At 63.7% G+C, this 26,508-nt stretch carries 18 protein-coding genes; 6 read left to right on the forward strand and 12 right to left on the reverse strand.

Going from position 1 to position 26,508, the window contains the following annotated elements:
- Nucleotides 1-101 precede the first annotated feature (101 nt).
- Nucleotides 102-1,142 (forward strand): endonuclease/exonuclease/phosphatase family protein, encoded by a 1,041-nt coding sequence (locus tag EJ075_RS00090; protein WP_126107182.1) that lies wholly within the window; start codon nucleotides 102-104, stop codon nucleotides 1,140-1,142.
- 4 nt (nucleotides 1,143-1,146) lie between these two features.
- Here the strand turns inward: EJ075_RS00090 and EJ075_RS00095 are convergent, their stop codons facing one another.
- Both EJ075_RS00095 and EJ075_RS00100 read right to left on the reverse strand, forming a co-directional pair.
- A complete protein-coding gene (locus EJ075_RS00095) occupies nucleotides 1,147-1,749 on the reverse strand; it encodes a DUF922 domain-containing protein (RefSeq protein ID WP_095486628.1) in 603 nt (200 codons plus the stop codon).
- A 142-nt stretch (nucleotides 1,750-1,891) separates the two neighbouring features.
- Nucleotides 1,892-3,571 (reverse strand): electron transfer flavoprotein-ubiquinone oxidoreductase, encoded by a 1,680-nt coding sequence (locus tag EJ075_RS00100; RefSeq protein WP_095486569.1) that lies wholly within the window; start codon nucleotides 3,569-3,571, stop codon nucleotides 1,892-1,894.
- 350 nt (nucleotides 3,572-3,921) lie between these two features.
- On the opposite strand from EJ075_RS00100, the gene EJ075_RS00105 reads away from it, so the two are divergent.
- Genes EJ075_RS00105 through EJ075_RS00115 form a run of 3 tightly spaced genes read left to right on the forward strand, consistent with a single transcriptional unit; the run spans nucleotide 3,922 to nucleotide 6,363 of the window.
- On the forward strand, nucleotides 3,922-4,566 hold the full coding sequence (locus EJ075_RS00105; RefSeq protein WP_095486568.1) for a hypothetical protein: 645 nt from the start codon (nucleotides 3,922-3,924) through the stop codon (nucleotides 4,564-4,566).
- A 37-nt stretch (nucleotides 4,567-4,603) separates the two neighbouring features.
- Complete coding sequence (locus tag EJ075_RS00110; protein WP_095486567.1) at nucleotides 4,604-5,494, forward strand: uracil-DNA glycosylase; 891 nt, start codon at nucleotides 4,604-4,606, stop codon at nucleotides 5,492-5,494.
- Nucleotides 5,495-5,550: 56 nt separating this feature from the next.
- Nucleotides 5,551-6,363: a helix-turn-helix transcriptional regulator gene (locus EJ075_RS00115; RefSeq protein ID WP_095486566.1), complete on the forward strand. Its 813-nt coding sequence runs from the start codon at nucleotides 5,551-5,553 to the stop codon at nucleotides 6,361-6,363.
- On the opposite strand, the gene EJ075_RS00120 is transcribed toward EJ075_RS00115, so the two are convergent.
- Nucleotides 6,364-7,266, reverse strand: a complete 903-nt coding sequence (locus EJ075_RS00120; RefSeq protein ID WP_095486565.1) for a DMT family transporter — start codon at nucleotides 7,264-7,266, stop codon at nucleotides 6,364-6,366. It abuts the gene before it with no gap.
- Between the two features lie 44 nt (nucleotides 7,267-7,310).
- A complete protein-coding gene (locus EJ075_RS00125; protein ID WP_126102913.1) occupies nucleotides 7,311-9,617 on the reverse strand; it encodes a xanthine dehydrogenase family protein molybdopterin-binding subunit in 2,307 nt (768 codons plus the stop codon).
- Nucleotides 9,618-9,769: 152 nt separating this feature from the next.
- Here EJ075_RS00125 and pepN point away from each other — a divergent pair, with 152 nt between their 5' ends.
- A complete protein-coding gene (gene pepN, locus EJ075_RS00130; RefSeq protein WP_126102914.1) occupies nucleotides 9,770-12,415 on the forward strand; it encodes an aminopeptidase N in 2,646 nt (881 codons plus the stop codon).
- Nucleotides 12,416-12,745: 330 nt separating this feature from the next.
- A complete protein-coding gene (locus EJ075_RS00135; protein WP_126102915.1) occupies nucleotides 12,746-15,067 on the forward strand; it encodes a PAS domain-containing sensor histidine kinase in 2,322 nt (773 codons plus the stop codon).
- Nucleotides 15,068-15,162: 95 nt separating this feature from the next.
- Here the strand turns inward: EJ075_RS00135 and EJ075_RS00140 are convergent, their stop codons facing one another.
- The 8 genes from EJ075_RS00140 to ccmI form a co-directional block, all read right to left on the reverse strand.
- On the reverse strand, nucleotides 15,163-18,129 hold the full coding sequence (locus EJ075_RS00140) for a bifunctional [glutamine synthetase] adenylyltransferase/[glutamine synthetase]-adenylyl-L-tyrosine phosphorylase (protein ID WP_164546999.1): 2,967 nt from the start codon (nucleotides 18,127-18,129) through the stop codon (nucleotides 15,163-15,165).
- On the reverse strand, nucleotides 18,129-19,604 hold the full coding sequence (locus EJ075_RS00145; RefSeq protein ID WP_126102916.1) for an ATP-binding protein: 1,476 nt from the start codon (nucleotides 19,602-19,604) through the stop codon (nucleotides 18,129-18,131). Before EJ075_RS00145 ends, EJ075_RS00140 begins: the two co-directional genes overlap by 1 nt.
- Nucleotide 19,605: 1 nt before the next feature.
- On the reverse strand, nucleotides 19,606-20,280 hold the full coding sequence (locus EJ075_RS00150) for a response regulator transcription factor (protein WP_164547000.1): 675 nt from the start codon (nucleotides 20,278-20,280) through the stop codon (nucleotides 19,606-19,608).
- A 410-nt stretch (nucleotides 20,281-20,690) separates the two neighbouring features.
- Nucleotides 20,691-22,226: a Do family serine endopeptidase gene (locus EJ075_RS00155; RefSeq protein ID WP_126102917.1), complete on the reverse strand. Its 1,536-nt coding sequence runs from the start codon at nucleotides 22,224-22,226 to the stop codon at nucleotides 20,691-20,693.
- A gap of 129 nt (nucleotides 22,227-22,355) precedes the next feature.
- Nucleotides 22,356-22,823: a cytochrome c-type biogenesis protein gene (locus EJ075_RS00160; protein WP_126102918.1), complete on the reverse strand. Its 468-nt coding sequence runs from the start codon at nucleotides 22,821-22,823 to the stop codon at nucleotides 22,356-22,358.
- On the reverse strand, nucleotides 22,820-24,811 hold the full coding sequence (locus EJ075_RS00165) for a heme lyase CcmF/NrfE family subunit (RefSeq protein ID WP_126102919.1): 1,992 nt from the start codon (nucleotides 24,809-24,811) through the stop codon (nucleotides 22,820-22,822). Before EJ075_RS00165 ends, EJ075_RS00160 begins: the two co-directional genes overlap by 4 nt.
- A gap of 5 nt (nucleotides 24,812-24,816) precedes the next feature.
- Nucleotides 24,817-25,260 (reverse strand): cytochrome c maturation protein CcmE, encoded by a 444-nt coding sequence (ccmE, locus tag EJ075_RS00170; RefSeq protein ID WP_095486555.1) that lies wholly within the window; start codon nucleotides 25,258-25,260, stop codon nucleotides 24,817-24,819.
- Nucleotides 25,261-25,263: 3 nt separating this feature from the next.
- On the reverse strand, nucleotides 25,264-26,415 hold the full coding sequence (gene ccmI / locus EJ075_RS00175) for a c-type cytochrome biogenesis protein CcmI (protein WP_095486554.1): 1,152 nt from the start codon (nucleotides 26,413-26,415) through the stop codon (nucleotides 25,264-25,266).
- Nucleotides 26,416-26,508: the final 93 nt, after the last annotated feature.

Genomic DNA, 26,508 nt, shown 5'->3' on the forward strand with positions numbered 1-26,508 from the left:
GGAGCATGGCCGTAGCATGATAACATCGCGGCAGGGCATTTCGTCATCTTGATTGGCTGCATTTCTGCCGATAAGCAAAGTAGGTGGCACGCGTTCGAAACATGATGGCGTCGGTGGCATTCGTCGCAATGCTCGGCTGCTCGGTTGCGCTGGTGGCCGGGTTTTTCGGAACGCTGCATCCGGCCTTCGATTCCTTCGCCCATTTCCGCGTCCATCTTGCCGTGCTGATGGCGCTTTGCGCGCTGCCGCTGCTCGTGACTTCATTTCGCCTGCAGGCGGCCACAGCGCTGCTCTTTGCCGTGGCTGCCTTTGCCACCACGTCGAACGCGCTGCCCGTGCCCCGCCTGTGGCCGGTCCAGGCAGCCTACGAAGTTAACCCCGGTGACCAGACGGTCTACCCCGATGACCAGCCGGTCTATCGCCTGCTGCAGATGAACCTGCGGTTCAACAATCCGACGCCGAAGAAAGTACTGTCGCTGATCGGCCGGACCAATCCAGACGTGATCACTCTCGATGAAGTGTCGGAGATGTGGACGACCGAGCTTGGCTATATTGCCAGCGCCTATCCCTACCGGATCCTCTGCCCCTACCCCAATGGCGTGTTCGGCGTTGCGCTGCTGTCCAGACGACCGTTTGCCGCCGGTACGCAACCGCGCTGCGACAGGCGCGGTGCGATGGCCATCGCGACGGTCGATTTCGGCGGAACCGACGTCGACGCAGCCGCAATGCACCTCACCTGGCCATGGCCGCGCAACCAATCACGGCAGATCGGCGGATTGTCGGAGGAACTCGCCTCGCTTGGCGAGACGTCGATCCTGGCATGCGATTGCAACGCAGTGCCGTGGAGTGCCGCCGTCCGGCGCGTCGCGGATCTTGGCAAGCTGACAGTGGTGCCTTCGCCGGGGCCGACCTGGCTCTATATCAAGCTGCCGAATTTCCTGCGCTTCGCCGGATTGCCGATCGACCAGGTTTTCAGCAAGGGCGCGGTTCTCATCCATTCGGTGTCGAGGCTGGAAGGCACAGGCTCCGACCATCTTCCGGTGATGGTGGAATTCTCGCTTAGGCCGGAAGAGAAAAAGCCGGTCGACGAAGATGAAACCGCGACCGCTTCCGTGACACAGAACGGCAAGTTTCGAAGCTGAGCGCCTACTGCTTGCGCAGGGCACCAACGAGGTGCTCGACATGGCCGCCGTCGCGATGCTCGCGCGCGTCGAAGGCGTTCTGTTTCGCCTCGTATTCGGCATAGACGGCCTTGATCCGGCGCCTCGCCTCGCGGTGCGTCTTGCTGCACAACCAGTTGTCGGCGAACTCCAATCCAGTGATCGATTTCTCGGTGGCCCGCATCATTGTCCTGGCGATGCGGCCGTGGCTATGCTCGTGGGCACGAACGCCCGCGAAAAACCGCTTCCAGCGCTTCTGAAGCGCCGGCGTCGCGGCTGAGGCCATGCGGGGCAAGGTGTAGGTGAGATCGAGTGTCCCATTGGCCTGCCGCAGATGGCAGACACCACCCTCCCTGCGAACCTCAAGGTCCCAATTTACGGTATAGGCGGTCAGCGCGATGGCGTGTGTCATGAAGCCGTGCCTCTTTGGACCCTTGCGGTCCATGGCCTCGATCAGGGCGGCGCCCGTGGTTCCTGATATGTCGTAGGTCCGGGTCTTGACCAGCACCTTCGTGTCAGCCGATGCCGATGGTGCGAAGCCGCACAAGGCGCCAATCGCTGCAAGGCACGTCAGGACCGCCACGCGCATGGTCATCTCTCCGGGTTAGAAAGGAAGGGAACCACAAGCGCCGCGCCGCTTCAACGTTTTTTAGAGGCCGCAAATGTAGCGGGCCTCACCGACTGACGGTCGAGACCGACGCGGCGATTCTGGCGGACTGCCGTTTGATAAGCTACATGTTCTGGTAGACAGGTCCCTCGCCACCTTGTGGCGGGACCCAGGTTATGTTTCGGTTCGGGTCCTTGATGTCGCAAGTCTTGCAGTGGACGCAATTCTGCGCGTTGATGACGAAGCGCACGTCCTTCGCCTCGGGATCGGCGGCGGCGTTGCCATCCTTGTCGACCCATTCGTAGACGCTGGCCGGGCAGTAGCGTGTCGAGGGCCCAGCAAAGACATCGTGCTCGGAACGCTGCTGCAGATCCATATCCGCGACCAGCAGGTGGACAGGCTCGTTTTCCTCGTGGTTGGTGTTGGAGAGAAACACCGACGACAGGCGGTCGAAGGTGAGCACGCCGTCCGGCTTCGGATAGACGATCTTCTTATGCTTGGCGGCCGGTTCCAGCGTCGCATAGTCGGCGTTGCCGTGCTTCAGCGTGCCGAAGGGCGAAAAGCCGAACAGCGTGTTCAGCCACATGTCGAGGCCGCCAATGCCGACGCCGACGACGGTGCCGAAGCGCGACCACAATGGCTTGACGTTGCGCACCTTCTTCAAATCCTTGCCGATGTCGGTCGCCCGCCATGCCGCCTCGTAAGAAGCCAGTTCGTCATTGCCGCGACCGGCGCCGATCGCCTCGGCGACATGCTCGGCCGCCAGCATTCCTGAGAGCACGGCATTGTGCGATCCTTTAATGCGCGGCACGTTGACGAAGCCGGCGGCACACCCGATCAGCGCGCCCCCGGGGAAGGACAGTTTCGGCACCGACTGCCAGCCGCCCTCGGTGATGGCGCGGGCGCCATAGCCCAGCCGCTTGCCGCCCTCGAATGTGCCCTTGATCGCCGGATGGGTCTTGAAGCGCTGGAACTCGTCGAACGGCGACAGATAGGGGTTCTTGTAGTTGAGGTGGACGACGAAGCCGACCGCCACCTGGTTGTCCTCCAGATGGTAGAGGAAGGAGCCGCCGCCGGTCTTCATGTCGAGCGGCCAGCCGAAGGAGTGCTGGACAAGGCCTGGCCGGTGGTTCTCCGGCTTGACCTGCCAGAGCTCCTTGAGGCCGATGCCATATTTGCCGGGCTCGCGGCCGTCGGAAAGATGGTATTTGGCGATCAGTTGCTTGGCCAGCGAGCCGCGCGCGCCCTCGCCGATCAGCACATATTTGCCCATCAGCGCCATGCCCGGCGCGAAGCCCGGGCCATGCGTGCCGTCCTTCTCGACGCCCATATCGCCGGTGACGACGCCGGTAACCGCGCCCTCGTCACTGTAAATGAGGTCCACGGCGGCAAAGCCCGGATAGACCTCGACGCCCAGCGCCTCGGCCTTGGTCGCCAGCCAGCGGCAGACATTGCCGAGGGAAACGATGTAGTTGCCATGATTGTTCATCAGCGGCGGCATCAGGATGTTGGGCAGACGGAACGAACCGGCGGGGCCGAGGACCAGGAAATGGTCTGCCGTCACCGGCGTCTTGAAAGGATGACCCTCCTCCTCGCGCCAGCCCGGCAACAACCGGTCGATGCCGATCGGGTCGACGACGGCGCCGGAAAGGATGTGGGCGCCGACTTCGCCACCCTTTTCCAGAACGACGACGGAAAGCTCGGGATTGACCTGCTTGAGACGGATCGCGGCGGCGAGGCCGGCCGGACCGGCGCCGACGACGACCACGTCGAATTCCATGCTTTCGCGTTCGATATCGCTCATCAACCCCTCACTGCCCAGAGTGCCGCGCGCCCATTGGACGCGCAAAGGACACTCTGGCAACTTTTATTTTCGCATGATCCTTTCCAAAAAGTGATTTCACTTTTTGGGGTCATGCGAGCGCATTTGCGCATCTTGCTGGCTTATCCGCTGCATAGCGCATCAATTCGCGACGCGAAACCGGCGCTGACGTGACAATGCCGATTTCGTCAAAAAGTCGCGCATCGTACTACAAAATCGCGATTTGGGGTCCACCCGAACATCGATCTGGGCCAGGCTCATTTCCAAAAGAGAGCCGTCGCCCTCACGTTTTTAATTGTTCGACGGCTTGCTTATCGTCCATACTTCGCGCCATGCGCATATACGGGCCGACTGGCTTTTCATCGACGCGCTTTTTTTCCTCGCCCGGACGGATTTGCCGGGCGCTCGTTTTGGCCCCTTTGCCGCTGGCGCCCATTGGCGCACATGCCGAGCCGCAAAGGGTCTGGGCGGCCGGAGCCTACTCCTTTTCCGACGAGCTCGGCGGCTTCCGCATCACCAGCGCCTCGGGCGTCGGGACAAAGGAGGACCCGCTTGTCATCACCGAAGAGCTGAATTCGGCAACGCCGGTGACACTGACTATCCGCACGACAAAGCCGATCCAGCCGTTCGGCACCGCGGGCCAATTTGCCAACGGCCTCATGTATATGCGCATCGACGTGCTCAACAACAGCGGCCAGGCCTGGGTCGAGTTCCAGTTCGAGCTCCAGGAGGTGCTCCACCGGCCGAGCGTGTTCGGCGACGGCCTGTCATTCGACCAGCGCAACAAGACGCCTGACAACATCTGGTCGAGCAGCTTTGCCGATTTCGATCGCGACTTCGAACCCTATGACCGGCTGCTGTTCAAGAGCGGCAAGATCGACCCGCTGAAGACAGCAAAATTCGATTACCTGATCACCGACTACACACCGCGCTGGACGTTCTATCTGGTGCAGGATCCCCGTATACCGTCGAGCTGAACTTGCAAATTCCTGCCGCGCGGCCGAATGTGAAGGCATGACTGCCGTTCCCCGAGACAACCGACCTGATATCGCCGACCTTTTGACCTTCTACGCCAGCGCGGGCGTCGATGAAGCGCTCGAAGACGAGCCGGTGAACAGGTTTGCCGAGGCTGCGTCAAAGCCACCTGGGCGGGCGCCAGCGACGGTTACGCCGCCAACTGGTGAAAAAGGCGCCGCACTGCCACGCTCGACCAGCGTCTCACGCGCCGAAATGGGCGAAAGGCAAGCTGCGGCACCGGCGGTGCGCGCGCCGTCGGGCACAGCGACGGTGCCCGACGAAGCGCAAGCGGCATTGGCGCGCCAGTTGGCAATGACGGCCGCAACCCTGGAGGAACTTCGCCAGCACATGGCGGCGTTCGACGGCTGCAATCTCAAATACACCGCCAAGAACCTGGTGTTCGCCGACGGCAATCCGAATGCCGCTGTCATGCTGGTCGGCGAGGCGCCCGGCCGCGACGAGGACATAGAGGGATTGCCGTTCGTCGGCCGCTCGGGCCGGCTGCTCGACCGAATGCTGGCTGCGATCGGCCTCGACCGCACATCGGCCTACATCGCCAATGTCATCCCCTGGCGGCCGCCGGGCAACCGCACGCCGACACCGCACGAGACCGAGATTTGCCGGCCGTTCATCGAACGGCAGATCGAGTTGGTCAATCCGAAGGTGCTGGTCAACCTGGGCGGCCCTTCGGCAAAGACCCTCCTCAACACCACCGAGGGCATCCTACGGCTACGCGGCAATTGGCGCGTCCACACGACCGCCTCCGGCATTGCCATTCCCGCCATGCCGACCCTTCACCCGGCCTATCTCTTGAGAACCCCCGCGCACAAGAAGCTGGCGTGGCGGGATTTCCTTGAGGTGAAGGCGAAACTGCGGGCGCTGGGTTGACGCCATAACCTGCCAGGTAATTGAAATGCATCCGCTAGCGGCCTAGTCATGCGCTCATGACAGCAACCCAGACCTCCGCCGGCAGCCTCATTCGCGAATGGCGCACGCGCCGGCGCATGAGCCAACTCGATCTCGCCATGGAAGCCGAAATCTCACAGCGGCATCTGAGCTTCGTGGAGAGCGGTCGCGCGGCACCTTCGCGCGACATGGTGCTGCATCTGGCCGAGCAGCTCTCGATCCCGCTGAGGCAGCGCAACCAGCTCCTGCTGGCCGCGGGTTTTGCCCCTAGCTTCAGCGAGCGCTCGCTCACCGATGCCTCGCTGGCGCCGGCGATGGCGGCCGTCGAGATCGTGCTCAAGGGGCACGAACCCTTCCCAGCGCTCGCTGTCGACCGGCACTGGAACCTGGTGTCGGCGAATGCCGCCATCGGCCCGTTCCTGGCCAATGTCGCCGAGCCCTCCTTGCTGAAGCCCCCGGTCAACGTGCTGCGACTCAGCCTGCACCCGGGTGGCGTCGCGCCGCGCATCGTCAACCTCGCCGAATGGCGCGCGCACCTTCTCGACCGGCTGAAACACCAGAACGACGCCTCAGGCGACCCGGTCCTGGTCGAACTGGAACGCGAGCTTCGGACCTATCCGTCCGGCCTGAACGGCGCACGACCGGTGCCGGTCGAGCCGAACGCGATCGTGCACCCGCTGCGGCTTGCCCATGGCGATGCTGTGCTGTCGTTCATCAGCACGATCACCGTGTTCGGCACGCCGCTCGACGTGACGCTGTCGGAACTGGCGATCGAATCCTTTTTCCCTGCCGATGAGCAGACAAGGACGGTGCTGGTGCGATTGGCGAAGGATCGGGCCGAGCCGTTCTGATCATCCTTGCGGCGGGGTCGCCTGTCGGGTGCGCGCACGTTCGAGGCCAAGCTGGCGCTCGCGCCAGATGATAAAGATGCCGGCGGCAACGACGATCAGGCCGCCGATGAGCATATGAACCGTCGGGACGTCGCCGAAAGCAAGATAGCCGACGGCTATGCCGAGTATCATAGACGTGTACTCGAAGGGCGCCACGACCGAGGCCTCAGCATGGCGATAGGCTGCCGTCATCAGTATCTGAGCGACCCCGCCGCAAAAGCCTGACACAACCAGAAGGCCTGCCTGCATCGGTGTCAGCGCCTGCCAGCCGAACGGCAGCGAAAGCAACGCCAGGACGCTCGCCGTCACCGAAAACCACAGCACGATGGTTGCCGTCGGCTCGCTCTGGACGAGATTGCGCACCAGCAGCATGGCTACGGCCGAGATCGCGGCCGCGACCAGGGCGGCGATGACGCCGAGCACCTCCTGATCGCCGAGTGCTGCGCCCGAACTCAGCAGGGTCAGTTCCGGCCATGAGATGACCAGCACGCCGACCAATCCGACCGCAACCGCGCTCCAGCGATAGACGCGGATCGCTTCGCCGAGGAAGATCGAACTGAACACCACCACCAGCAGCGGCTGTGCGTAGTTCAGCGTGATCGCCTCGGGCAGCGGCAGACGCGTCAGCGCGAAAAAGCCGAGGCCCATGGCGCAGACGCCAACAACGCCGCGCGCAATGTGGTTGAGCGGGCGTTTGGTGGAAAATGCGGTGCCAAGCTTCCCCTGGAAGGCCAGGAAGATGATGATAGGAAAGATGGCGAAGAAGGAGCGGAAGAAGACGATCTGGCCCGCCGGTACGGTGCCCGCCGCCTTGATGCAGGACGACATGCCGACAAAGACCGCCACCGACACGATCTTGAGCATGATCCCGGTCAGCGTGTTGTGTCCGCCGGGATGATCTGTAGGGCTCACTTAGCAATTGCTTCCTGGATCGCTGCCCAGATGCGCGCCGGCGTTGCCGGCATGTCGATGTGCCTGATGCCGTAGGCGCGATACAGCGCATCCGTCACCGCGTTGAGCGCGGCCGGCGTCGCTCCGATCGTGCCGGCCTCGCCGGCCCCCTTGATGCCGAGCGCATTGGTGGTCGATGGCACATTGCGGGTCTCGAAATGGAAGAACGGTAAATCGTCGGCGCGCGGCATGGCGTAATCCATGAAGCTCGCCGTCAACAGCTGCCCGTCCTCGTCATAGACCGTGTTCTCGGTCAGCGCCTGGCCGATGCCCTGGACGACGCCGCCATGCACCTGGCCAGCCAGCAGGATCGGGTTCACGGTGACGCCGAAATCGTCGACGATCGTATAGCGAACAATCTCCGTCGTGCCGGTGTCGGGATCGATCTCGGCCTCGCAGATGTGGGTGCCGTTCGGATAGGTGCATTCGTCCTGCACGAACTCGCCAAAGCCTTTGAGATCGTCCGGGTTCTTGGCGGCCTTGGCGACGCTCGAAAAATCGATCGTGCGGTCGGTGCCGACGATTCGGGCGACGCCGTTGGACAATTCGATATCGCCGGCCGAGGCTTCCAGTTCATCCGCGGCGATGCGCTTGATCTTGTTGGCCAGATCCTCACCCGCGCGAGAAGCTGATACACCGCCAAGAGGGATCGAGCGCGAGCCGCCAGTGCCGCCGCCGGCCTTCAGCTCGTCGGTGTCGCCTTGGCGGACCTGGATCTTGTCGATATCGAGATGAAGCTTTTCCGAGAGGAATTGCGCATAGGCGGTCGCATGTCCCTGCCCGTTGGTCTGGGTGCCGATCTTCAGCGTCACCGTGCCGTCGCCGTTCAGTTCGACAAAGGCCGGCTCAGAGCCCGGAAACGCACAGGCCTCGATATAGGTCGCCATGCCGATGCCGCGGATCTTTCCTTCAGCCTTCGACTGCGCCAGCCGTTCCGGGAACGCCTGCCACTCCGCCTGTTCGATGGCGCGGTCCATATGGCCTGCGAATTCGCCGGTATCATAAAGGCGGTCGGTCTGGGTGCGATAGGGAAACTGCGCAGGCCGAATGAAATTGCGCCGGCGGATCTCTTCGACGGGAAGGCTGAGATCGTGGGCGCAGGCGTCGACGAGCTTTTCCAGCAGGAATGCCGCTTCCGGGCGGCCGGCGCCGCGATAAGCATCGACCGGGCAGGTATTGGTGTAAAGGCCGGTCACCGAAACATCGAGCGCCTGGATATCGTAGACGCCGGTCGACATGGTGACGCCGATATAGGGGATGAACGGGCCGTATTGCGAGATGTAAGCGCCGATATTGGCGAGGAGATCGACCCTCATGCCGAGGAAGCGGCCGTCCTTGTCCATCGCCATCTCGGCGGTCACGACATTGTCGCGGCCTTGCGCATCGGTGAGGAAATGCTCGGTGCGGTCGCCGGCCCATTTGACCGGGCGGCCAAGACGCTTGGCAGCCTCGAGCACCAGCGGATGCTCGCGATAGACGAAGCTTTTCGGTCCGAAGCCGCCGCCGACATCCGGCGTGATGACGCGCAGCTGGTTCTTCTTGATCTTGAACACATCGGCCAGGATGTACTGCATCGAATGCACGCCCTGCGAGCCCGTGGTCAGCACGAAGCGGTTCTCTTGCGTGCTCCACTCGCCGATCGCCGAGCGCGGCTCCAAGTAGTTGCAGACCAGCCGGTTGTTGATGAATTCGATGCGAGTGACATGCGCCGCCCCGGCGAATGCTGCCGCGGTCTTCGCCTTGTCGCCGATGTGATAGCTGAAGGCGCGGTTGGAGCCGAGTTCCGGCCAAACCAGCGGCGTGCCTTCGTCAAGCGCCGTGGCGGTGCCGGAGGCGGCATCCTCGCCCTCGTAATCGACCTCGATCAATTCGGCCGCGTCCTGCGCCAGCGCGCGGCTGTCGGCGACGACGAATGCGACGGCGTCGCCGACATAATTGACCCGGTCGCGGCAAAGGACCGGAATGTCGCGGGTCGGCGCCTTGGTGCCGTCCGGCTGCCTCTGCATGACGCCGGATTTCAGCTTGCCGAGATGAGCAAGATCCGCACCGGTCAGCACCAGATGGACGCCAGGTGCCGCCTTGGCCGCCTCGGTCGAACCGATGGTGAAGCTTGCCTTGGCCACCGGCGAGCGCAGGACGTAGCCGTGCAGGAGGCCGGCCGGCTGGATGTCGTCCGTATAGCGACCGAGACCTTTGAGGAAGGCCTGGTCCTCGCGACGCAGCACAGATGCGCCCATGCCGAATTTCGGTGTGACCACGGTCATGGATACCTCGCGATGATGTGGAGAACGAGTGCCTGAAATAGGCATTGCGCCAGTTTTGTCGAGTGACGGTTTCGTGTAAAGAGCGCGGGCTTCAAATTTTTAGACCAGCGGACCCACTTGCCGCTGCGGGAATCGACAGGAAACCCCACCGAATGCGCACTGACACCGGCCAGGTCTTCAAGCTCGAAGACTATCGCCCCAACGACTATCTCATTCCGGAAACCAGCCTGACTTTCCGCCTGTCGCCAGAAGCCACGCGCGTCACCGCCGAACTGACGGTCGAACGCCGCGACGGCGTGGCGGCGTCAGTGCCACTGGTGCTGGATGGCGATGGCCTGACGCTCAGCCGCATCGCAATCGACGGCCGGACACTCGCGCCGATGGATTTTTTTGCCACGCCCGATCAGCTGACGATCACCACGCCGCCCGCAGCACCCCGCTTCCAGCTCCTGATCGAAACCGAGCTAGCGCCGGCACACAACGAAGCCCTGATGGGCCTCTATCGCTCCAGCAACGTCTATTGCACGCAATGCGAGGCCGAGGGCTTTCGGCGCATCACTTATTTTCTCGATCGCCCCGATATCCTGTCCGTCTATACGGTGCGCATCGAGGCGCGGCGCCACGAGGCGCCACTGCTTCTTTCCAACGGCAACCCGGCGGGCAGCGGCGAACTTGCCGACGGCTGGCACTATGCGGTCTGGCACGACCCCTTCCCCAAGCCGTCCTATCTATTCGCACTGGTGGCGGGCGCGCTCGGCAAAGTCGCAGACAGCTTCATCACGCTATCCGGTCGCAAGGTCGATCTCGGCATCTATGTCGAGCCGGGCAAGGAGCCGCTCGCCGGCTACGCCATGGACGCCCTGAAGCGGTCGATGAAATGGGACGAGGAGGCGTTCGGCCGCGAATACGACCTCGACGTTTTCAACATCGTCGCCGTGTCCGACTTCAATATGGGCGCGATGGAGAACAAGGGCCTCAACATCTTCAACGACAAATATGTGCTGGCCGACCAGGAGACCGCCACGGATGCCGATTTCGCCAATATCGAGGCGATCATCGCGCACGAGTATTTCCACAATTGGACTGGCAACAGAATCACTTGCCGCGACTGGTTCCAGCTTTGCCTGAAGGAAGGGCTGACGGTTTTTCGCGATCACGAATTCTCGGCCGACCAACGCTCGCGAGCGGTAAAACGCATTGCCGAAGTGCGCACGCTCAGGGCGCATCAGTTTCCCGAAGACCAGGGGCCGCTGGCGCATCCGGTGCGGCCGCGCCGCTACCGCGAGATCAACAATTTCTACACGGCGACGGTCTACGAAAAGGGCTCGGAAGTGGTGCGCATGATCCGCACCATTCTCGGCGCCGAGACGTTCCGGGCCGGCATGGACCTTTATTTCCAGCGCCATGACGGCGAGGCTGCGACGATCGAGGACTTCATCAAGGTGTTCGAGGATGTGTCCGGCCGCGACCTGTCGCAATTTTCGCTCTGGTACCATCAGGCGGGCACGCCCAATCTGACGATCAGTTCGACGCACAATGCGGCAGCCCAGGAATTCACGCTCGAGATCGAGCAGTCGGTGCCGCCGACGCCGTCCGAAAGCCGCAAGCGGCTGATGCACATTCCGCTGGCCTTCAGCCTGGTCGGCGCCGATGGCAAAGCGATAGCCTATAACGGCGTCGAGGGAGCTTCCGTCGAGGACGGCGTTATCCACATCCGCAAGCGCCGGCACATGGTGCGCTTCTCGGGCGTTGCCGAGCGCCCGGCTATGTCGCTCAACCGCGGCTTCTCGGCGCCGGTGACGCTTTCCGTCGAGCAGAAGGCCGACGATCAGTTCTTCCTTGCCGGCCATGACGACGATACCTTCTCGCGCTGGCAGGCGTTCAACACGCTTTTGACCGACTCCCTGATATCCGCCTTCCGCCAGGTCCTTGGCGGCAAGCGGCCCAATTTCGCATCACGGTTGACCGATCTTGCCGGCAAGATCGCCGGCGACGAGACACTTGAGCCAGCCTATCGGGCGCTGGCTCTGGCGCTTCCGAGCGAAGCCGATATCGCCCGTGACATCGGCAAGAACATCGACCCCGATGCCATCCTCTCGGCCCGCGAGGCGCTGACGGCCGCGATCACCGAGACCAACAGCGAGATATTCTCCCGCCTCTACGATCGACTGGCCGACAAGGACGCTTTCAGTCCGGATGCGGCGAGCGCCGGGCGGCGGGCGCTGCGCAACATCCTGCTCGACTATCTCTCTCTGCTGCCGGGAAGCGCGGCGCTTGTGGCCCGGCATTTCCAGTCCGCGACCAATATGACGGACCGCGCCGCTGCATTGACCGTGCTTGCGCTCCGCCACAGCGGTTCGCCCGAGACGGTCAAGGCACTGGCTGACTTTGGAGCGAAATATGCGACCGATCCTCTGGTGATGGACAAGTGGTTCCAGATCCAGGCCAGCGTGCCAGGCCCGCAAACCATTCATGCGGTGCGCGCCCTGACCGGCCACCCGGCCTTCTCTATGGCCAACCCGAACCGGGTGCGCTCGCTTGTCGGCACGTTTTCCAGCGCCAACCAGACCGGCTTCCATCGCGCCGACGGCGAAGGCTACCGGTTTTTCGTCGAAACGGTCTTGCAGGTCGAAAAGCGCAACCCGCAGTTGGCCGCCAGGCTGGCGACGGCACTCAGATCATGGCGCTCGCTCGAACCTGCCCGGCAGGCCAAGGCAAGGGAAGCGCTGCTATCGATTGCCAATGTCGAGAACCTGTCGGCTGATTTGCGGGACATCGTCGAGCGCACTCTTGCGTGATCCCTCCCCCTTGAGGGGAGGTTGGACAGCCGCCGAAGGCGGATGGACGGGTGGGGTCGCTGCGGCAGTGCGCGGCCTCGACCGATCCACCTGCCTCGACCGTTGATTCAAAGATGGAGCGCTTCGCCGACGACTCCTACCGGCCCTACGGGCCACCCGCCCCTCAAGGGGGAGGGAGATCGGCGGCTTTAGCCATTATTTTAGTCGATTTTTAATCTTTTTTCGCCGCGCCTCTGGACAAGGCGAATCACCTTTGATTCTTTAGCTGAAGATTCGGAAGTGCGGCGTCGCCGGATCGTCAAGCAGATTCAAAATCGGGGAGAGCCATTTATGGCGAAGGCGGACGCGTGGGGCGCGCCCGGAGGGACGGCTTTTGAGCGGCGTGAGGCGAGAAGCGATGGTCTCGCCGGCAATGCGCGGCTCATCGCCGAACCCGCCTACCGACGGCTCCTGGCAGCCGAGCCATTGTTGCGCCGATCGATACCGGCCCTGATCATCATTTTCCTGCTCGTCATCGCGGCGCTGCGGTTCCTGTCGCTGATGAACGAGCGCGACGACGTGGAACGCGACGCCAAGGCGATCCTCTCGCTCGCGGCGGGCCAACTGGCCAGTTCGATTAGCGTCGATGCGAAGATGGCGCCGGGCGCGACGCAGGACCTGTTGGAGGGCATTAGCCGTCAGGGCGCCATGGGCCGAAGCCACGTGCTTGCGGTCACTGACGGCGCGCTCAAGATCATTGCCGTGACACCGCTATCGACGCGCTGGGAGGGGCGACCGCTCGACGGCATCGTCCAAGGCGGTCAACCGCTGTTCATGTTCGGCGACCGCGCCGGCGTCATGGAGGTCAGCATCGGCGGTCAGGACTGGTATGCGGCAGTGAGCCTGGCAAGTGGCGGGAAAGGCGCTGCCGCAGCGCTCGTTCCGCAGGAAGCGGTCTTCGACACGTGGCGCAAGACCGTTTCGCTCAACGTCACCCTCTTCGTGCTTACAGCCGGCGTGCTGATCATCATCCTCTACGCTTATTTCGGCCAGGCGGCGCGCGCCCAGGCCGCCGACCGCATCTATCTCGAAGCGCACCAGCGCATCGACATGGCGCTGGTGCGCGGCCGCTGCGGCCTGTGGGACTGGGACATGGTGCGTGGCAAGATGTACTGGTCGCGCTCGATGTACGACATGCTGGGCTACGAGCCCTGCGACACGATGCTGTCGTTCGGCGAGGTCGACGAGATCATCCATCCCGAGGACGGCGACCTGTTCGAGCTTGCCAACAGGATCGTCGCACGCGAGATCGATCACATCGACCAGGTGTTCCGGATGCGCCATGCCGACGGACAATGGGTGTGGATGCGCGCAAGGGCGCAGGTGATCGACCCGGAAGCGCCGGAGATCCAGCTGATCGGCATCGCCGTCGACGTCACCGAGCAGCGGCACCTGGCGCTGCGCTCCGAGGCCGCGGATCTTCGCCTGCGAACGGCCATCGAAAACATCAACGAATCCTTCGTGCTCTGGGATTCCGCCCAGCGTCTGATCATGTGCAATTCCAAGTACCAGCAGGATAACGGCCTGTCGGATCGCGACGTGATGCCGGGCGCCTCGCGCGCCGTTCTGGAGGAACGCATGCTTGCCTTCGCTTCGGAGCGCCGGCTTGCCAACACCAACGGGCAGCAAGGCGGCGTGACCTTCGAGCGGCAGCTTGCCGATGGCCGCTGGCTGCAGGTCAATGAGCTCAGAACCAGGGACGGCGGCACCGTCTCGGTCGGCTCCGACATCACCCAGATCAAGCTGCACCAGGAGAAGCTGGTAGACAGCGAGCGCCGGCTGATGGCGACGATCCACGACCTCAGCCTTGCCCGCCGGGCGGAGGAAGAGCGGTCGCGCGAACTGGTCGAGCTCAATCGCGAATACATGAAGGAAACCGAGCGCGCCGAGGCCGCGAACCGGGCCAAATCCGAGTTCCTGGCGAACATGTCGCACGAACTGCGCACGCCGCTCAACGCGATCATCGGCTTCTCGGAGCTGATGGAACAGGCGCTGTTCGGGCCCTTGGGCTCGCCGCGCTACGAGGAATATGCCACCGACATCAACGGCAGCGGCAAATATCTTCTGGGCGTCATCAACGACATCCTCGACATGTCGAAGATCGAGGCCGGCCAGTTCTCGATGGATCAGGAGGAAATCGACCTCTGCCCGCTGATGAGGGAAACGGTGCGCGTCATCTCGCTGCAGGCAGCGGAAAAGTCGATCACTGTCGAAACACGCATCCCCGATTCACTGACGCTTTTCGCCGACCGCCGAGCAATCAAGCAGATCGTCATCAACCTCCTGTCGAATGCGGTGAAATTCACCGGCCAGGGCGGCCGCATTGCGGTAAGGGCCCGCAACACATCCAGCGCTCTGGTCCTGACGATCGAAGACAATGGCTGCGGCATCCCGAAGGAGGCGCTGAGCAAGCTCGGGCGGCCGTTCGAGCAGGTGCAGAACCAGTTTTCCAAGAGCCATGCCGGGTCCGGCCTTGGCCTCGCCATCTCACGCTCGTTGGCCGAGCTTCAGGGCGGCGCCTTGAAAATCCGCTCCACCGAAGGCACCGGCACGATCGTGTCGGTGCGCATTCCGATCAAGAAGTCGACGCAGCCGGTCAGGGCGGCGGCCTGACCCTCAGTTGTCGTGAAGCGGTTGGAACTTTCGGGAACGCCGGAGGGACAGCGCCCCCAATGCTCTCGCCGAAACAGCCGTTTGACGTTGCAACGTCATGGTCGCTTCGCACGAAGCAGAAGGTCGAAATCTTTCCTGACCTTTTGCGACGTCTCCTTGAGGTGCGCTTCCAGCACACCGAAATCCGGCAGGTCGGTGACCGCCAGAAGCAGATCCGAAAGCCCCGGCGGAACGTCGTCCCGTTCGAATACGCCGGTAAGGCAGAGCCGTATCATCTGGGTCAGCGCCAGATAGAGCGCATAGGCCTCGCAAAGCTCCTGCCTGACCTGGGCTTCAGCGAAATCCGGCGCCAGCCTCGACAGGACTTCCGCTGTCCCGGTGACCCGGCGGCCGGCTTCGACCTTGCCCGTGATCACCGCCACCTGCGCGATGAATTCGAGATCGATGAGACCACCCGGGATCAGCTTGATGTCCCAGAGATCGCGCGGCGGCTTCTCCTTCTCGATCATCGCGCGCATCTCGGACGCTTCGGCCATCACCTTGGCGCTGTCGCGCGGCAGGGCAAGCACCGCCGCCACCTCGGCCTCGACCTCGGTGCACAGCGCTGGATCGCCACCGATCGCGCGAGCCCTGGACAGCGCCATATGCTCCCATGTCCAGGCGTCCTGGCGCTGATACTTCTTGAAGGCATCGACATGGGTCGCCACTGGCCCCTTGTTGCCGGACGGCCGCAGGCGAAGGTCGAGCTCGTAGAGAACGCCCTCGGCGGTCGGCGCGGACACGGCCGATATCAGCCGCTGCGTCATCCTGGAGTAATAGTGGGACGGGGCGAGCGGCTTGTCGCCGTCGGATTCTTCGGCATCGGTGTCGTGATCATAGAGCAGGATGAGGTCGACGTCGGAGCCGGCCGTCAGTTCGCGGCTGCCGAGCTTGCCCATGCCGAGCAGCGCAACAGTGCCGCCAGCGACGCGGCCGTGCCGCAGCGCGAACTCGGCGATGACCGCCCGCAGCGCCGCGTCGATGGTAAGATCGGCCAGATCGGAAAAGGCACGGCCGGCGCGGACCGGATCGATCGAGCCGGCAAGCAGCCTGACGCCGATCAGGAATTTTTGCTCGGAAGCAAAGATGCGCAAGCGGTCGAGCACGTCCTCATAGGCCCTGTCGCCTTCGAGGAAGGCGGCGAGACGCGCCGAGAGATAGGCGCGGTCCGGCAGCTCGGTCAAAAGGGCCGGATCCAGCAGGCCATCGAACACGTGCGGGCGGCGCGTGATGATAGCGGCCAGCCGGGGGGCCGCGCCCATGATCGTCGCCATCAGCTTCAGCAGAGCGGGATTGGACTGGAGCAGCGAGAAAAGCTGGATACCGGCGGGCAGGCCGGCAAGAAACTCGTCGAAGCGTATCAACGCCTCGTCCGCCCGGCGCGTCTGGCCGAAGGATTGCAGCAGCGCCGGCGTCAGTTCGGTCAACCGCTCGCGCGCCTCGGCCGACCGGGTGACGCGATAGCGGCCGAAATGCCAGCCGCGGATAACGCGGCAGATGTCGCTCGCCCGCTGGAATCCCAATCTCTGCAGGGTCTGCAACGTGTCGGGATCGTCGACATCGCCGGTAAAGACCAGATTGCCGATGCCCGCCGAAAGCTCGGGCGCGGTTTCGAAAAGCGCTGCGTAGTGGCGTTCGACCTGATGGAGCGCAGCGCGGAACGCCCCGGCAAAGGCCGCCGCATCGGCAAAGCCGAGCATACACGCAATGCGTTCAAGCCCTTCGTCATCTTCCGGCAGTATATGCGTCTGCTCGTCGGCGACCATCTGGATGGCATGCTCGACGCGGCGCAGGAACCAGTATTGCCGGGCGAGCGCGTCGCGCGCATCGGCAGTGATCCAGCCGCGTGCCGCAAGCTGGCCAAGCATCGGCACGGTCTCGCGGCCGCGCAGCTCGGCGAAGCGGCCGCCGGCGATGAGCTGCTGGGTCTGGACGAAGAATTCGATCTCGCGAATGCCGCCGCGCCCGAGCTTGACGTTGTGGCCCTTCACGGCGATCTCGCCGTGGCCCTTGTGGGCGTGGATCTGGCGCTTGATCGAATGAACGTCGGCAATCGCCGCATAGTCCATGTATTTGCGCCAGATGTAGGGCTGGAGGTCCTTCAGGAACGCAGCACCGGCTGCGAGATCGCCGGCCACCGGTCGCGCCTTGATCATGGCGGCGCGCTCCCAGTTCTGGCCGCGCGCCTCGTAGTAGCGCAGTGCCGCTTCGACCGGGATCGCGAGCGGCGTCGAACCGGGATCGGGACGAAGCCTTAGGTCGGTGCGGAAAACATAGCCGTGTTCGGTGCGGTCCTGGAGAATGCGGACCAGCCGGCGCGTCAGGCGCGAAAACAGCTCCGTCGCGTCGAGCGGATCGACGACGGCAGGCGCCTGCGGGTCGAAGAAAACGACGAGGTCGATGTCGGAGGAGAAGTTCAGCTCATGCGCGCCAAGCTTGCCCATGCCTAGCAGGATCCAACCCGACCGGCGCGCCGGATCCTCGGGGTCCGGCAGGTTGAGCTTGCCTTGTCCGTGCGCGTCGCGAAGCAGGAAGTCGACAGCAGCGCGGGTGCAGGCGTCGGCAAGACTGCTGAGCCGCCGTACCGTGACGGCGGTTTCGGCCTCGCCTGCAAGATCGGCCAGCGCGATTAGGACATGCGCTTCCGCTTTCCATTGCCGCAGCTCCATCATCAGGCTGCTTTCGGAGATGGCTTCCGCCCGCGCGGCCTTGTCGATCGCCGTGCCGATCGTAATCAGCCGGGCCTCGACGGTTTGATCGAAAAGCGCATCGAGTATCTGCGGGCGGCGGCGCACTGTGTCGCGCAGAAACGGCGACAGGTCGAACACTGCGGCGAGGAAATCCTGGACGGCACCCTTGCCGGCCAGGAATTTCGCCAACCGGATGAGCCCCTCTTCCTGCGCTGCGGAAGCGATCTCCGACAATTCTCGCCGGGCCCGGCTCTGATTCAGGGCAACGAGCTTTGCCGCCGGCTTCAAGAGCCAGCCCATTTCGACCCGTTCCGCAGCCGCCTTCGCAGCCATCAGCGATCCTCCCGTTCGGGAAAACTCATGACGACGATCAATCCGGGATCGGCGGGCAGAAGATCAAGCCGTCCGTTGTGGAATGTCATGATTGCCTTGGCGAGGCTAAGGCCCAGGCCGGAACCCGGCTGCGAGCGGCTTTTCTCCAACCGCACGAAACGCTCGGTCGCCCTGGCGCGATCGGCATCGTCGGGGATGCCGTGGCCGTTGTCTGTGACGGAGAGCCTGATTTCCCTGCCGACGCGATCGAGCGCCACGCGAACGGACGGCTTGGCTGTCGAGTCGGCAGAATATTTGATCGCGTTGTCGACGATGTTCGACAGCGCCTGGCCGATCAGCTCGCGATTGCCTTCGACGGCGAAGGCATCCTGCACCGAAGTCTCAAGTGTCACCCCCGCCTCCTCCGCCACCGGCTCGTAGAGCTCGACGACATCGCGCACGGACGCAGCCAGATCGACCCGGCTGGTGCTTTCGGAGGAATAGCCCGCCTCCAGCCTGGAGATCATCAGGATGGCGTTGAAGGTTTTTATCAGCTGGTCGGACTCGGCGATGGTCCCTTCCAGCGCCTGCCGGTAGTCGGCGGCCTTGTACTTACCGGAAAGCGTCGCCTCGGCGCGGTTGCGCAGCCTGGTCAGCGGTGTCTTCAGATCGTGGGCGATGTTGTCGGAGACCTGCTTCAGCCCTTCGTTGAGCGTGGCGATCCTGGCCAGCATGGAATTGAGGTTTTCGGAGAGGCGGTCGAACTCGTCGCCTGCGCCGGTGACCGGCAGCCGGCCGGAAAGATCGCCGCCCATGATGCGGCGGCTCGCCTCCGACACCGAGTCGATACGCTTCAGCGCCGCGCGTCCGACAAAGAACCAGATCAGAAGCCCGCCAAGCCCCATCATGCCCAGCGCCAGCATCAGCGCGCGGCGGATGACGGCGCGGAACCGCTCCGGCTCGCCGAGGTCGCGACCAACCAGCATGATCATCTGGTTCGGCAGGCGCAACACCAGCGCAATGGCGTTATGCCCCTTCTCGCCCTCCACTTGCACTTCGTTCTGGCCGGACTGGGTGTCGTTCGGGTCGGCGACCGGATTGCGTTGCCGCTCGAGCTCGGCCTCGCCGAAGCGCCGGTAGGAAAACGGCTCTGTCGTCCAGCCTTCGGCCTCGAGAACGCCGGGCTCCAGGCTCTGCACGTTTCCGGTCAGGATCTGGCCGTTGGTGTCGGCGATCAAATAGAGATTGGCGCCGGGCTGGCGGGAGCGCTGCTCGACCACGCGGACCAGCAGCGGCAAGCCGCCGCGCTGATAGGCCCGGGCGAGGCCGAGCACCTCGTCGTTGATCGTGTCCTGGGTTTGGCCGGTCAGCATGCGCGCCGACAGCGAGGTCATGTAGAAGACGAGCAGCACCGCGCAGATGGCGAACAGCAGGAGATAGAGCGCCGAAAGCCGCGCTGCCGTCGTCCTCATGATGGCCGGCATGGAAAGAGCCATGCTACCCGCTCTTGAGCATATAGCCGGCGCCACGAACCGTGTGCAGGATCGGCTTGTCGAAGCCCTTCTCGATCTTGCCGCGCAGCCGCGAGACGTGAACGTCGATGACGTTGGTCTGCGGATCGAAATGGTAGTCCCAGACATTCTCCAGCAGCATGGTGCGCGTCACCACCTGGCCGGCATGGCGCATCAGATACTCCAGAAGCCGGAACTCGCGCGGCTGCAGCGTGATCTCGCGCGCCGCGCGCCGCACCGAATGCGAGAGCCTGTCGAGCTCAAGATCGCCAACCCGGTAGACGGTTTCGGCTTCCCTGGCGCTGGCGCGGCGGTTCAGCACCTCGACCCGGGCCAGAAGCTCGGAGAAGGCATAGGGCTTGGTCAGATAGTCGTCGCCGCCGGCGCGCAAGCCGGTGACCCGGTCGTCGACTTCGCCGAGTGCCGACAGGATCAGCACCGGCGTCGTGTTGCCTCTTGATCTCAGACCGGCGATGACCGACAGGCCGTCGCGGCGCGGCAACATGCGGTCGACGACCATCACGTCATAGTCGCCGGAATCAGCGAGCGCGAAGCCGGTTTCGCCATCGCCGGCGACATGGGCGGTGTGTCCGGCCTCAGTGAAGGCTTTCTGGAGGTAATCGGCCGCTTCGCGATCGTCTTCTATGACGAGAATCTTCATGGGACCGTTATACGCGATTTCGCTGGAAGATTGAGTGGCCGGCATATGCATCGTGGCCTCACCAGAGCGTATCGCGAACAAAGTGATTCAGGGATACGCCGTAAGTCTTTGTTTTGGAATGTCGTTGTCCCAAAGCCACCGGCACCCTCGGATCAAGACCGAGGCGGGCTTTTGGGCGACATGCTTCGTTGTTGAGCATGCCGTCATCCCAAAACCGCTTCACACTTTTGGGCGACATGCTTCGTGTTTGAGCATGCCGTCATGCTCTGTTCGAGCGGCAGCGGGCGATGGGAGCCCGCTGCCGCTGGGGCGGAACACCATGACTGACTGACTAGCGTATTCAAGCCCCGTGCTTTCCCGTGCGGCGGCTCGGGGGTGTTTGAAACCGCCGCATCGGAAAAGTCTGGACGTCAGCCCTTGGCGACGGGCAGCGCGACGAAGCGGTTGCTGTCGTCGCGGGTGATCTGCATCAGCACCGCCTTGCGGCCAGACTTCGCCGCGTCGGCCATGGCCTTGGCAACATCGTCGGTGCCATTGACCTCCGTCGAATTGACCGAGGTGATGACGTCGCCGGGCTGGATGCCGCGATCGGCGGCATCGCTGTCGGGGTCGACATCGGTCACCACAAGCCCTTTGCCATCGTCGGATCTGGTGACGGTGAGGCCGAGATCGGCCAGCGTGTCGGCCTTTGGCGGAGCGGAAGGCTGCTGGTCGGCCGAAGCCTCCTTGTCGCTTGAAGGCAGCGTGCCGAGATCGACCTTGACGGTCGCACTCTTGCCGTCACGCCACACCGTGACGTCGACCGGCTTGCCGGGCTGGTAGGCGCCGATCAGGCGGGCGAGCTCCTTCGGCGAAGCGACGTCCTTGCCGTCCACCTGAGTGATGACGTCGCCAGCTGTGATACCGGCCTTCTTGCCGGGACCATCGTTCTGGGCGCTGGAGACGAGCGCGCCCTTATCGGACTTCAGCCCAAGCGATTCGGCGATTTCGGAGGTGACCGGCTGGATCTCGACGCCAAGCCAGCCGCGCTGGACGGTGCCGTCCTTCATCAGATCCTGCACGACAGCCTTTGCCGTCGAGGCAGGAATGTCGAAGGCGATACCGACGCTGCCGCCGGACGGCGAGAAGATCGCGGTGTTGATGCCGACGACCTGGCCGTTGAGGTTGAAGGTCGGGCCGCCCGAATTGCCGCGGTTCACCGAGGCGTCGATCTGGATGAAGTCGTCATAGGGGCCGGCGCCGATATCGCGGCCACGGGCCGAGACGATGCCGGCGGTGACCGTGCCGCCGAGGCCGAACGGATTGCCGACGGCCACGACCCAGTCGCCGACGCGAACCTTGGAATCATCGGCGAAGTCGACATAGGTGAACTTGCCGTCGCCTTCGACCTTGAGCACCGCGAGATCGGTGCGCGGGTCTGTGCCGACCAGCTTGGCGTCGAGTTCCTTGCCGTCATGCATCACCACCGTGAAGGACGAGCCATCTCCGACGACATGGTTGTTGGTGACGAGGTAACCATCATCGGAGATGAAAAAACCGGACCCCTGGGCGACCGGCCGCGGCTGGCGGTTCTGATCACGGCGTCCGAAGCGCCGCATTCCATCCTGGCCCCCCTGATCGCCAAAGCCACGGAACTCCCTGAAGAAGCGGCGCAATTGCGGATCGTCGGGAAGATTGCCGTAGCCGTCGGGCAGGTCGGAGCCGTCGTCGGCGGTCGATTCTATCTTGGCTTTGACGCGTACACTGACGACCGCCGGCGAAACGCGCTCGACCACATCGGCGAAGCTCGGGACCTGCGGCGCCTCGACACGCACGGCCTCGGCCAGGACCGGGGCTGTCACGGTGGCAACCGCGCCGAAGCCGATCGCGCCGGCAATGGCCACTGAAGCTGCGGCAGCCATCAGACGTTTGCGGGTGCGGGGATATGAACTGGGGGCAATATTCATGGGTCTCGTATCCTCTTCAAGGGATGCGCTTCGGTCGGCATCCTCGGGCAAGAGAAATAGAGGGGCGCACATTACGGCGCCATTTCCGGTGCATGAAACTTTCGTAATGTTTGCGGGTGGCCGCCGCCTTCAGTCCCGGTGCAAAATAGTGTCCAGCTCCGCCTGTTCCTCGGCGGTCAACGCATTGGTTGGCGCCGAGCGGCGTGAGCGGGCGGTCAGCACGATGAAAATCCCGCCGGCAAGGAGCAGAAGGATCGGCGTGCCCCAGAGCAAAGCATTGCGCAGGCTGAAGCGCGGTTTCAACAGCACGAACTCGCCGTAGCGGGAAACAATATAGTCTATCACCTGCTGGTCGGTGTCGCCGGCGACGAGGCGCTGGCGCACCAGCACGCGCAGATCGCGGGCAAGGTCTGCATCGGATTCATCGATCGACTGGTTCTGGCAAACCATGCAGCGCAGCTCTTCCGAAAGCGTCCGCGCCCGCGTCTCGAGCGCCGGGTCGGCCAGAACCTCGTCGGGCTTCACCGCAAGTGCGGCGCCGGCAAACAACAGCGTCAGCAACAGGATCAGCGAGGCCAGTGAAAATCTTGCGGTCATGGCAGGCTCGCGGAAGGCACTGCGCCGGTCGACTTGCGGCGGCGCGACGGTGCCCCGACGCGCAGGCGCCGGTCCATGAGCGACATCGCAGCACCTGCCATCATGACCAGGCTGCCCCCCCAGATCAGCGTCACCAGCGGCTTCCACCAAAGCCGCACCACGACGGAGCCGTCGGTCCCTTCGTCGCCAAGCGAGAGGTAGAGCTGGCTGAACCCAATCGTCTTGATACCGGACTCGGTCGTCGTCATCTGTCGGACCGGATAGGAGCGCTTGGATGAGGTGATTATGGCGGTTGTGCTTCCATCGGCGTCGAGCAGGGCAAAGCGGCCACGATCCTCGCTGTAATTAGGCCCCTGGGCCGGATAGAGCCCTTCGAAACGCAGCGTGTGGCCGGACAGTTGCACGGTCTCGCCCGCATGCATCGACAATATCTTCTCGGTGCCGAAGCAAAGCGTGCCGACGATGCCCAGCGTCGTCAGCCCGAGGCCGAGATGGGCGAGCGCGGTACCGAAGACCGAACGCGGCAGGCCGGCGAAGCGCCTGAACATGGTGCCGGGCGCGACAGTGCCAAAGCCGGACTTGACGGCAATATCGGTGAGCGCGCCGCAGATCAGCCAAAAGGCCAGGCCGACGCCAAGTGCTGCGAACACCGACGCGCCGTCGATGAACAAGGCCGTCACCAGCACGGCCAGAAGCGCTGCGGCGAAGGCGACCATCAGGCGCTGGGCGACGGCGAAGATGTCGCCGCGCTTCCAGGCCAGCAATGGCCCGAACGGGACGACGACCAGAAGCGGCACCATCAGCGGGCCGAATGTCAGGTTGAAGAACGGCGCGCCGACCGAAATCTTGTCGGCTGAAACGGCCTCGACCGCCAGCGGATAAAGCGTGCCGATCAGCACCGTGGCGGTGGCCGTGGTCAAGAACAGATTGTTGAGGACCAGCGCCCCTTCGCGCGAGATCGGATGAAACAGGCCGCCGGCCGTCAGCCTGGAGGCGCGAAAGGCGAACAGCGCCAGCGATCCGCCGATGAACAGTGTCAGGATGCAGAGGATGAACACGCCGCGCGTCGGATCGGTGGCGAAGGCGTGGACGGAAGTGAGCACGCCGGAGCGCACCAGGAAGGTGCCGAGCAGCGACAGCGAGAAGGTCAGGATCGCCAGCAGCAGCGTCCAGATCTTCAGGGCCGAGCGCTTCTCCATGACGATCGCCGAATGGAGCAGCGCGGTGCCCGCCAGCCATGGCATGAAGGAGGCGTTCTCAACCGGATCCCAGAACCAGAAGCCACCCCAGCCAAGTTCGTAATAGGCCCAGTAGGAGCCCATGGCGATGCCGCCTGTCAGGAACATCCAGGCGACTAGCGTCCATGGCCGCACCCAGCGCGCCCAGGACGCGTCGATGCGGCCTTCGATGAGGGCGGCGACCGAGAAGGAAAAGCAGATCGAGAAGCCGACATAGCCGAGATAGAGCAGCGGCGGATGGATGGCGAGACCGAGATCCTGCAGGATCGGATTGAGATCGCGGCCCTCGATCGGCGTCGGATTGAGCCTGGCGAACGGGTTGGAGGTCGCCAGGATGAACAGGAAGAAAGTGGCGCCGATCGCCCCTTGCACGGCCAGCACATTGGCTCGAAGCGTCGCAGGAAGATTGCTGCCGAAAGCAGCGACGAGCGCGCCGAAGAAGGTCAGGATCAGCACCCAGAGCAGCATCGAGCCTTCGTGATTGCCCCAGGTGCCGGTGATCTTGTAGATCAGCGGCTGCAGCGAATGCGAGTTGTCCCAGACATTGGCCACCGAAAAATCGGACGTTGCATAGGCTATCGCCAGCGCCGCGAAGGACAGAGCGGTCAAGGCGAAGCCGGTCACCGCGACCGGACCGCCGACGGCCATCATCTTCTGGTTGTTCATGCGCGCGCCGAACAGCGGTACCAGCGTCTGCACCAAGGCCAGCGCAAACGCCAGGACCAGCGCGAAATGTCCGGTTTCAACCAAGGCTGTTACTCACTCTTGCTCTCCTGCCACACGCCCTTGGCCTTGAGACCGTCGGCCACCTCCTTGGGCATGTAGTTCTCGTCGTGCTTGGCCAACACGCTGTCGGCGACGAAGACGCCGTCCGGGCGAAACGTGCCTTCAGTGATGACGCCCTGCTCCTCGCGGAAAAGGTCGGGAAGAATGCCGGTGTAGGTGACTTTCACCTGCTTCTGATTGTCGGTCACCGAAAAGGCGACAGTGGCCCCCTGGCCGCGCTCGATCGTGCCTTTTTCGACGAGGCCGCCGAGCCTGATACGCTGCCCGGGCTGCAGGCTGGCGGTGGTCAGATCGGCGGGCATGTAGAAGTAGGAGGCCTTCTGGCCGAGCGCGTAGAAGGTCAGACCGGTGGCGGCACCGAGAAAGGCCAACCCTCCGGCGATCACCGACAGTCTTTTCTGCTTGCGCGTCATGTTTTACTCCGTCGCCGTCAGACCAAGCGAGACGGCAAAGGCGGTGAATTTCTTCGCTTCCTCACTATCGGAGCCAAAAACGGCGATACCGCGATTGAGCGCGTCGCGTGCCTGATCGGCCTTGCCCAGCACGACATAGGAACGAATAAGCTGCATCCATCCTTCCGCATCGCGCGGGTTTTGACGAAGTTTTTCATCAAGTCCCGCAACCATGGTGTTGATCATCGCTTCCCTGTCCTGCGGCGACATCGACGAGGCGGCATCGACATCCCCGGCGCCCGGGCCTTTTGCAGGCTCTCCCGAAGCGACGCTCCGCTTGGCGGATTCGGCCAGTGCCTGCTCGACGGCGCCGCGCCAGGCTGAGTCCTGCGGCAAGGCCGCTAGCATTTTCTGCCAGCCAGCTGTCGCCTCCTCAATGCGGCCTTCCTGCGCCATGCCCATCGCGAGATAAAAGCTCGCCTTCGGATTTGCCGGATCGAGCTTCAGCGCCGCCTCGAAAGCGGCCTGAGCGTCGGACGAAACAATGCCGCCCGCTGCGTTGGCGATCGCCTCGCCGAGGCCTGCCTGGCGGGCGGCGCTGTCACCGTCGAGGCGAATGGCGTTGCGATAGGCCGTCACCGCATCGGCGAAGCGCTGCATGCGCAGATAGATGGGCGCCAGAACGTCCCAACCCCTGCCATCGGACGGATTGGCGGCAAGGTGAGCCTCGGCGCGTGCCACCAGCTCGTCCACCGAACTGTCGGCGGGATTCTTGGTCAGCCGCTCGCTGAGCGGCTGCGACGGCAGATCGGGCGAGCCCAGCTGGCTGTACAAGCCCCAACTGACCAGCGGAACCACCAGGACCGCGGCCGTCGCAACCAGCCTGGTCGCCATCGACGGCTGCCGCGCCGCTGCCTTGTCGGCGGGATCGGCCCCGGCCCCGGCATTGTCCAGGCGAAGGATGCGGCGAGCGATTTCGGCACGCGCCTCTTCGGCCTCCGCCGGCTGGATCAGGCCGCGCGCCACGTCTCGGTCAAGCTCCGACAGCTGGTCGCGATAAACTTCAAGGTCATGATCGCTGCTCGCCGAACCATCCTTCGGGCCGCCGGCCAGCGGCAGCAGAACCGCCAGGCTTGCACCCAGCGTGAGAATGGCAGCTATGACCCAGAACAGCATGCTTCTTCCAATAACGGCAGAGCCCTGCCCTGCCAACACAGGCATCCTGCGACGCTTTGACGGCAGGTGCGTCGCATGTGCTTGATTGATGTC

Source organism: Mesorhizobium sp. M6A.T.Cr.TU.016.01.1.1, assembly GCF_003952585.1.
In the GTDB taxonomy this organism is placed as follows: domain Bacteria; phylum Pseudomonadota; class Alphaproteobacteria; order Rhizobiales; family Rhizobiaceae; genus Mesorhizobium; species Mesorhizobium mediterraneum.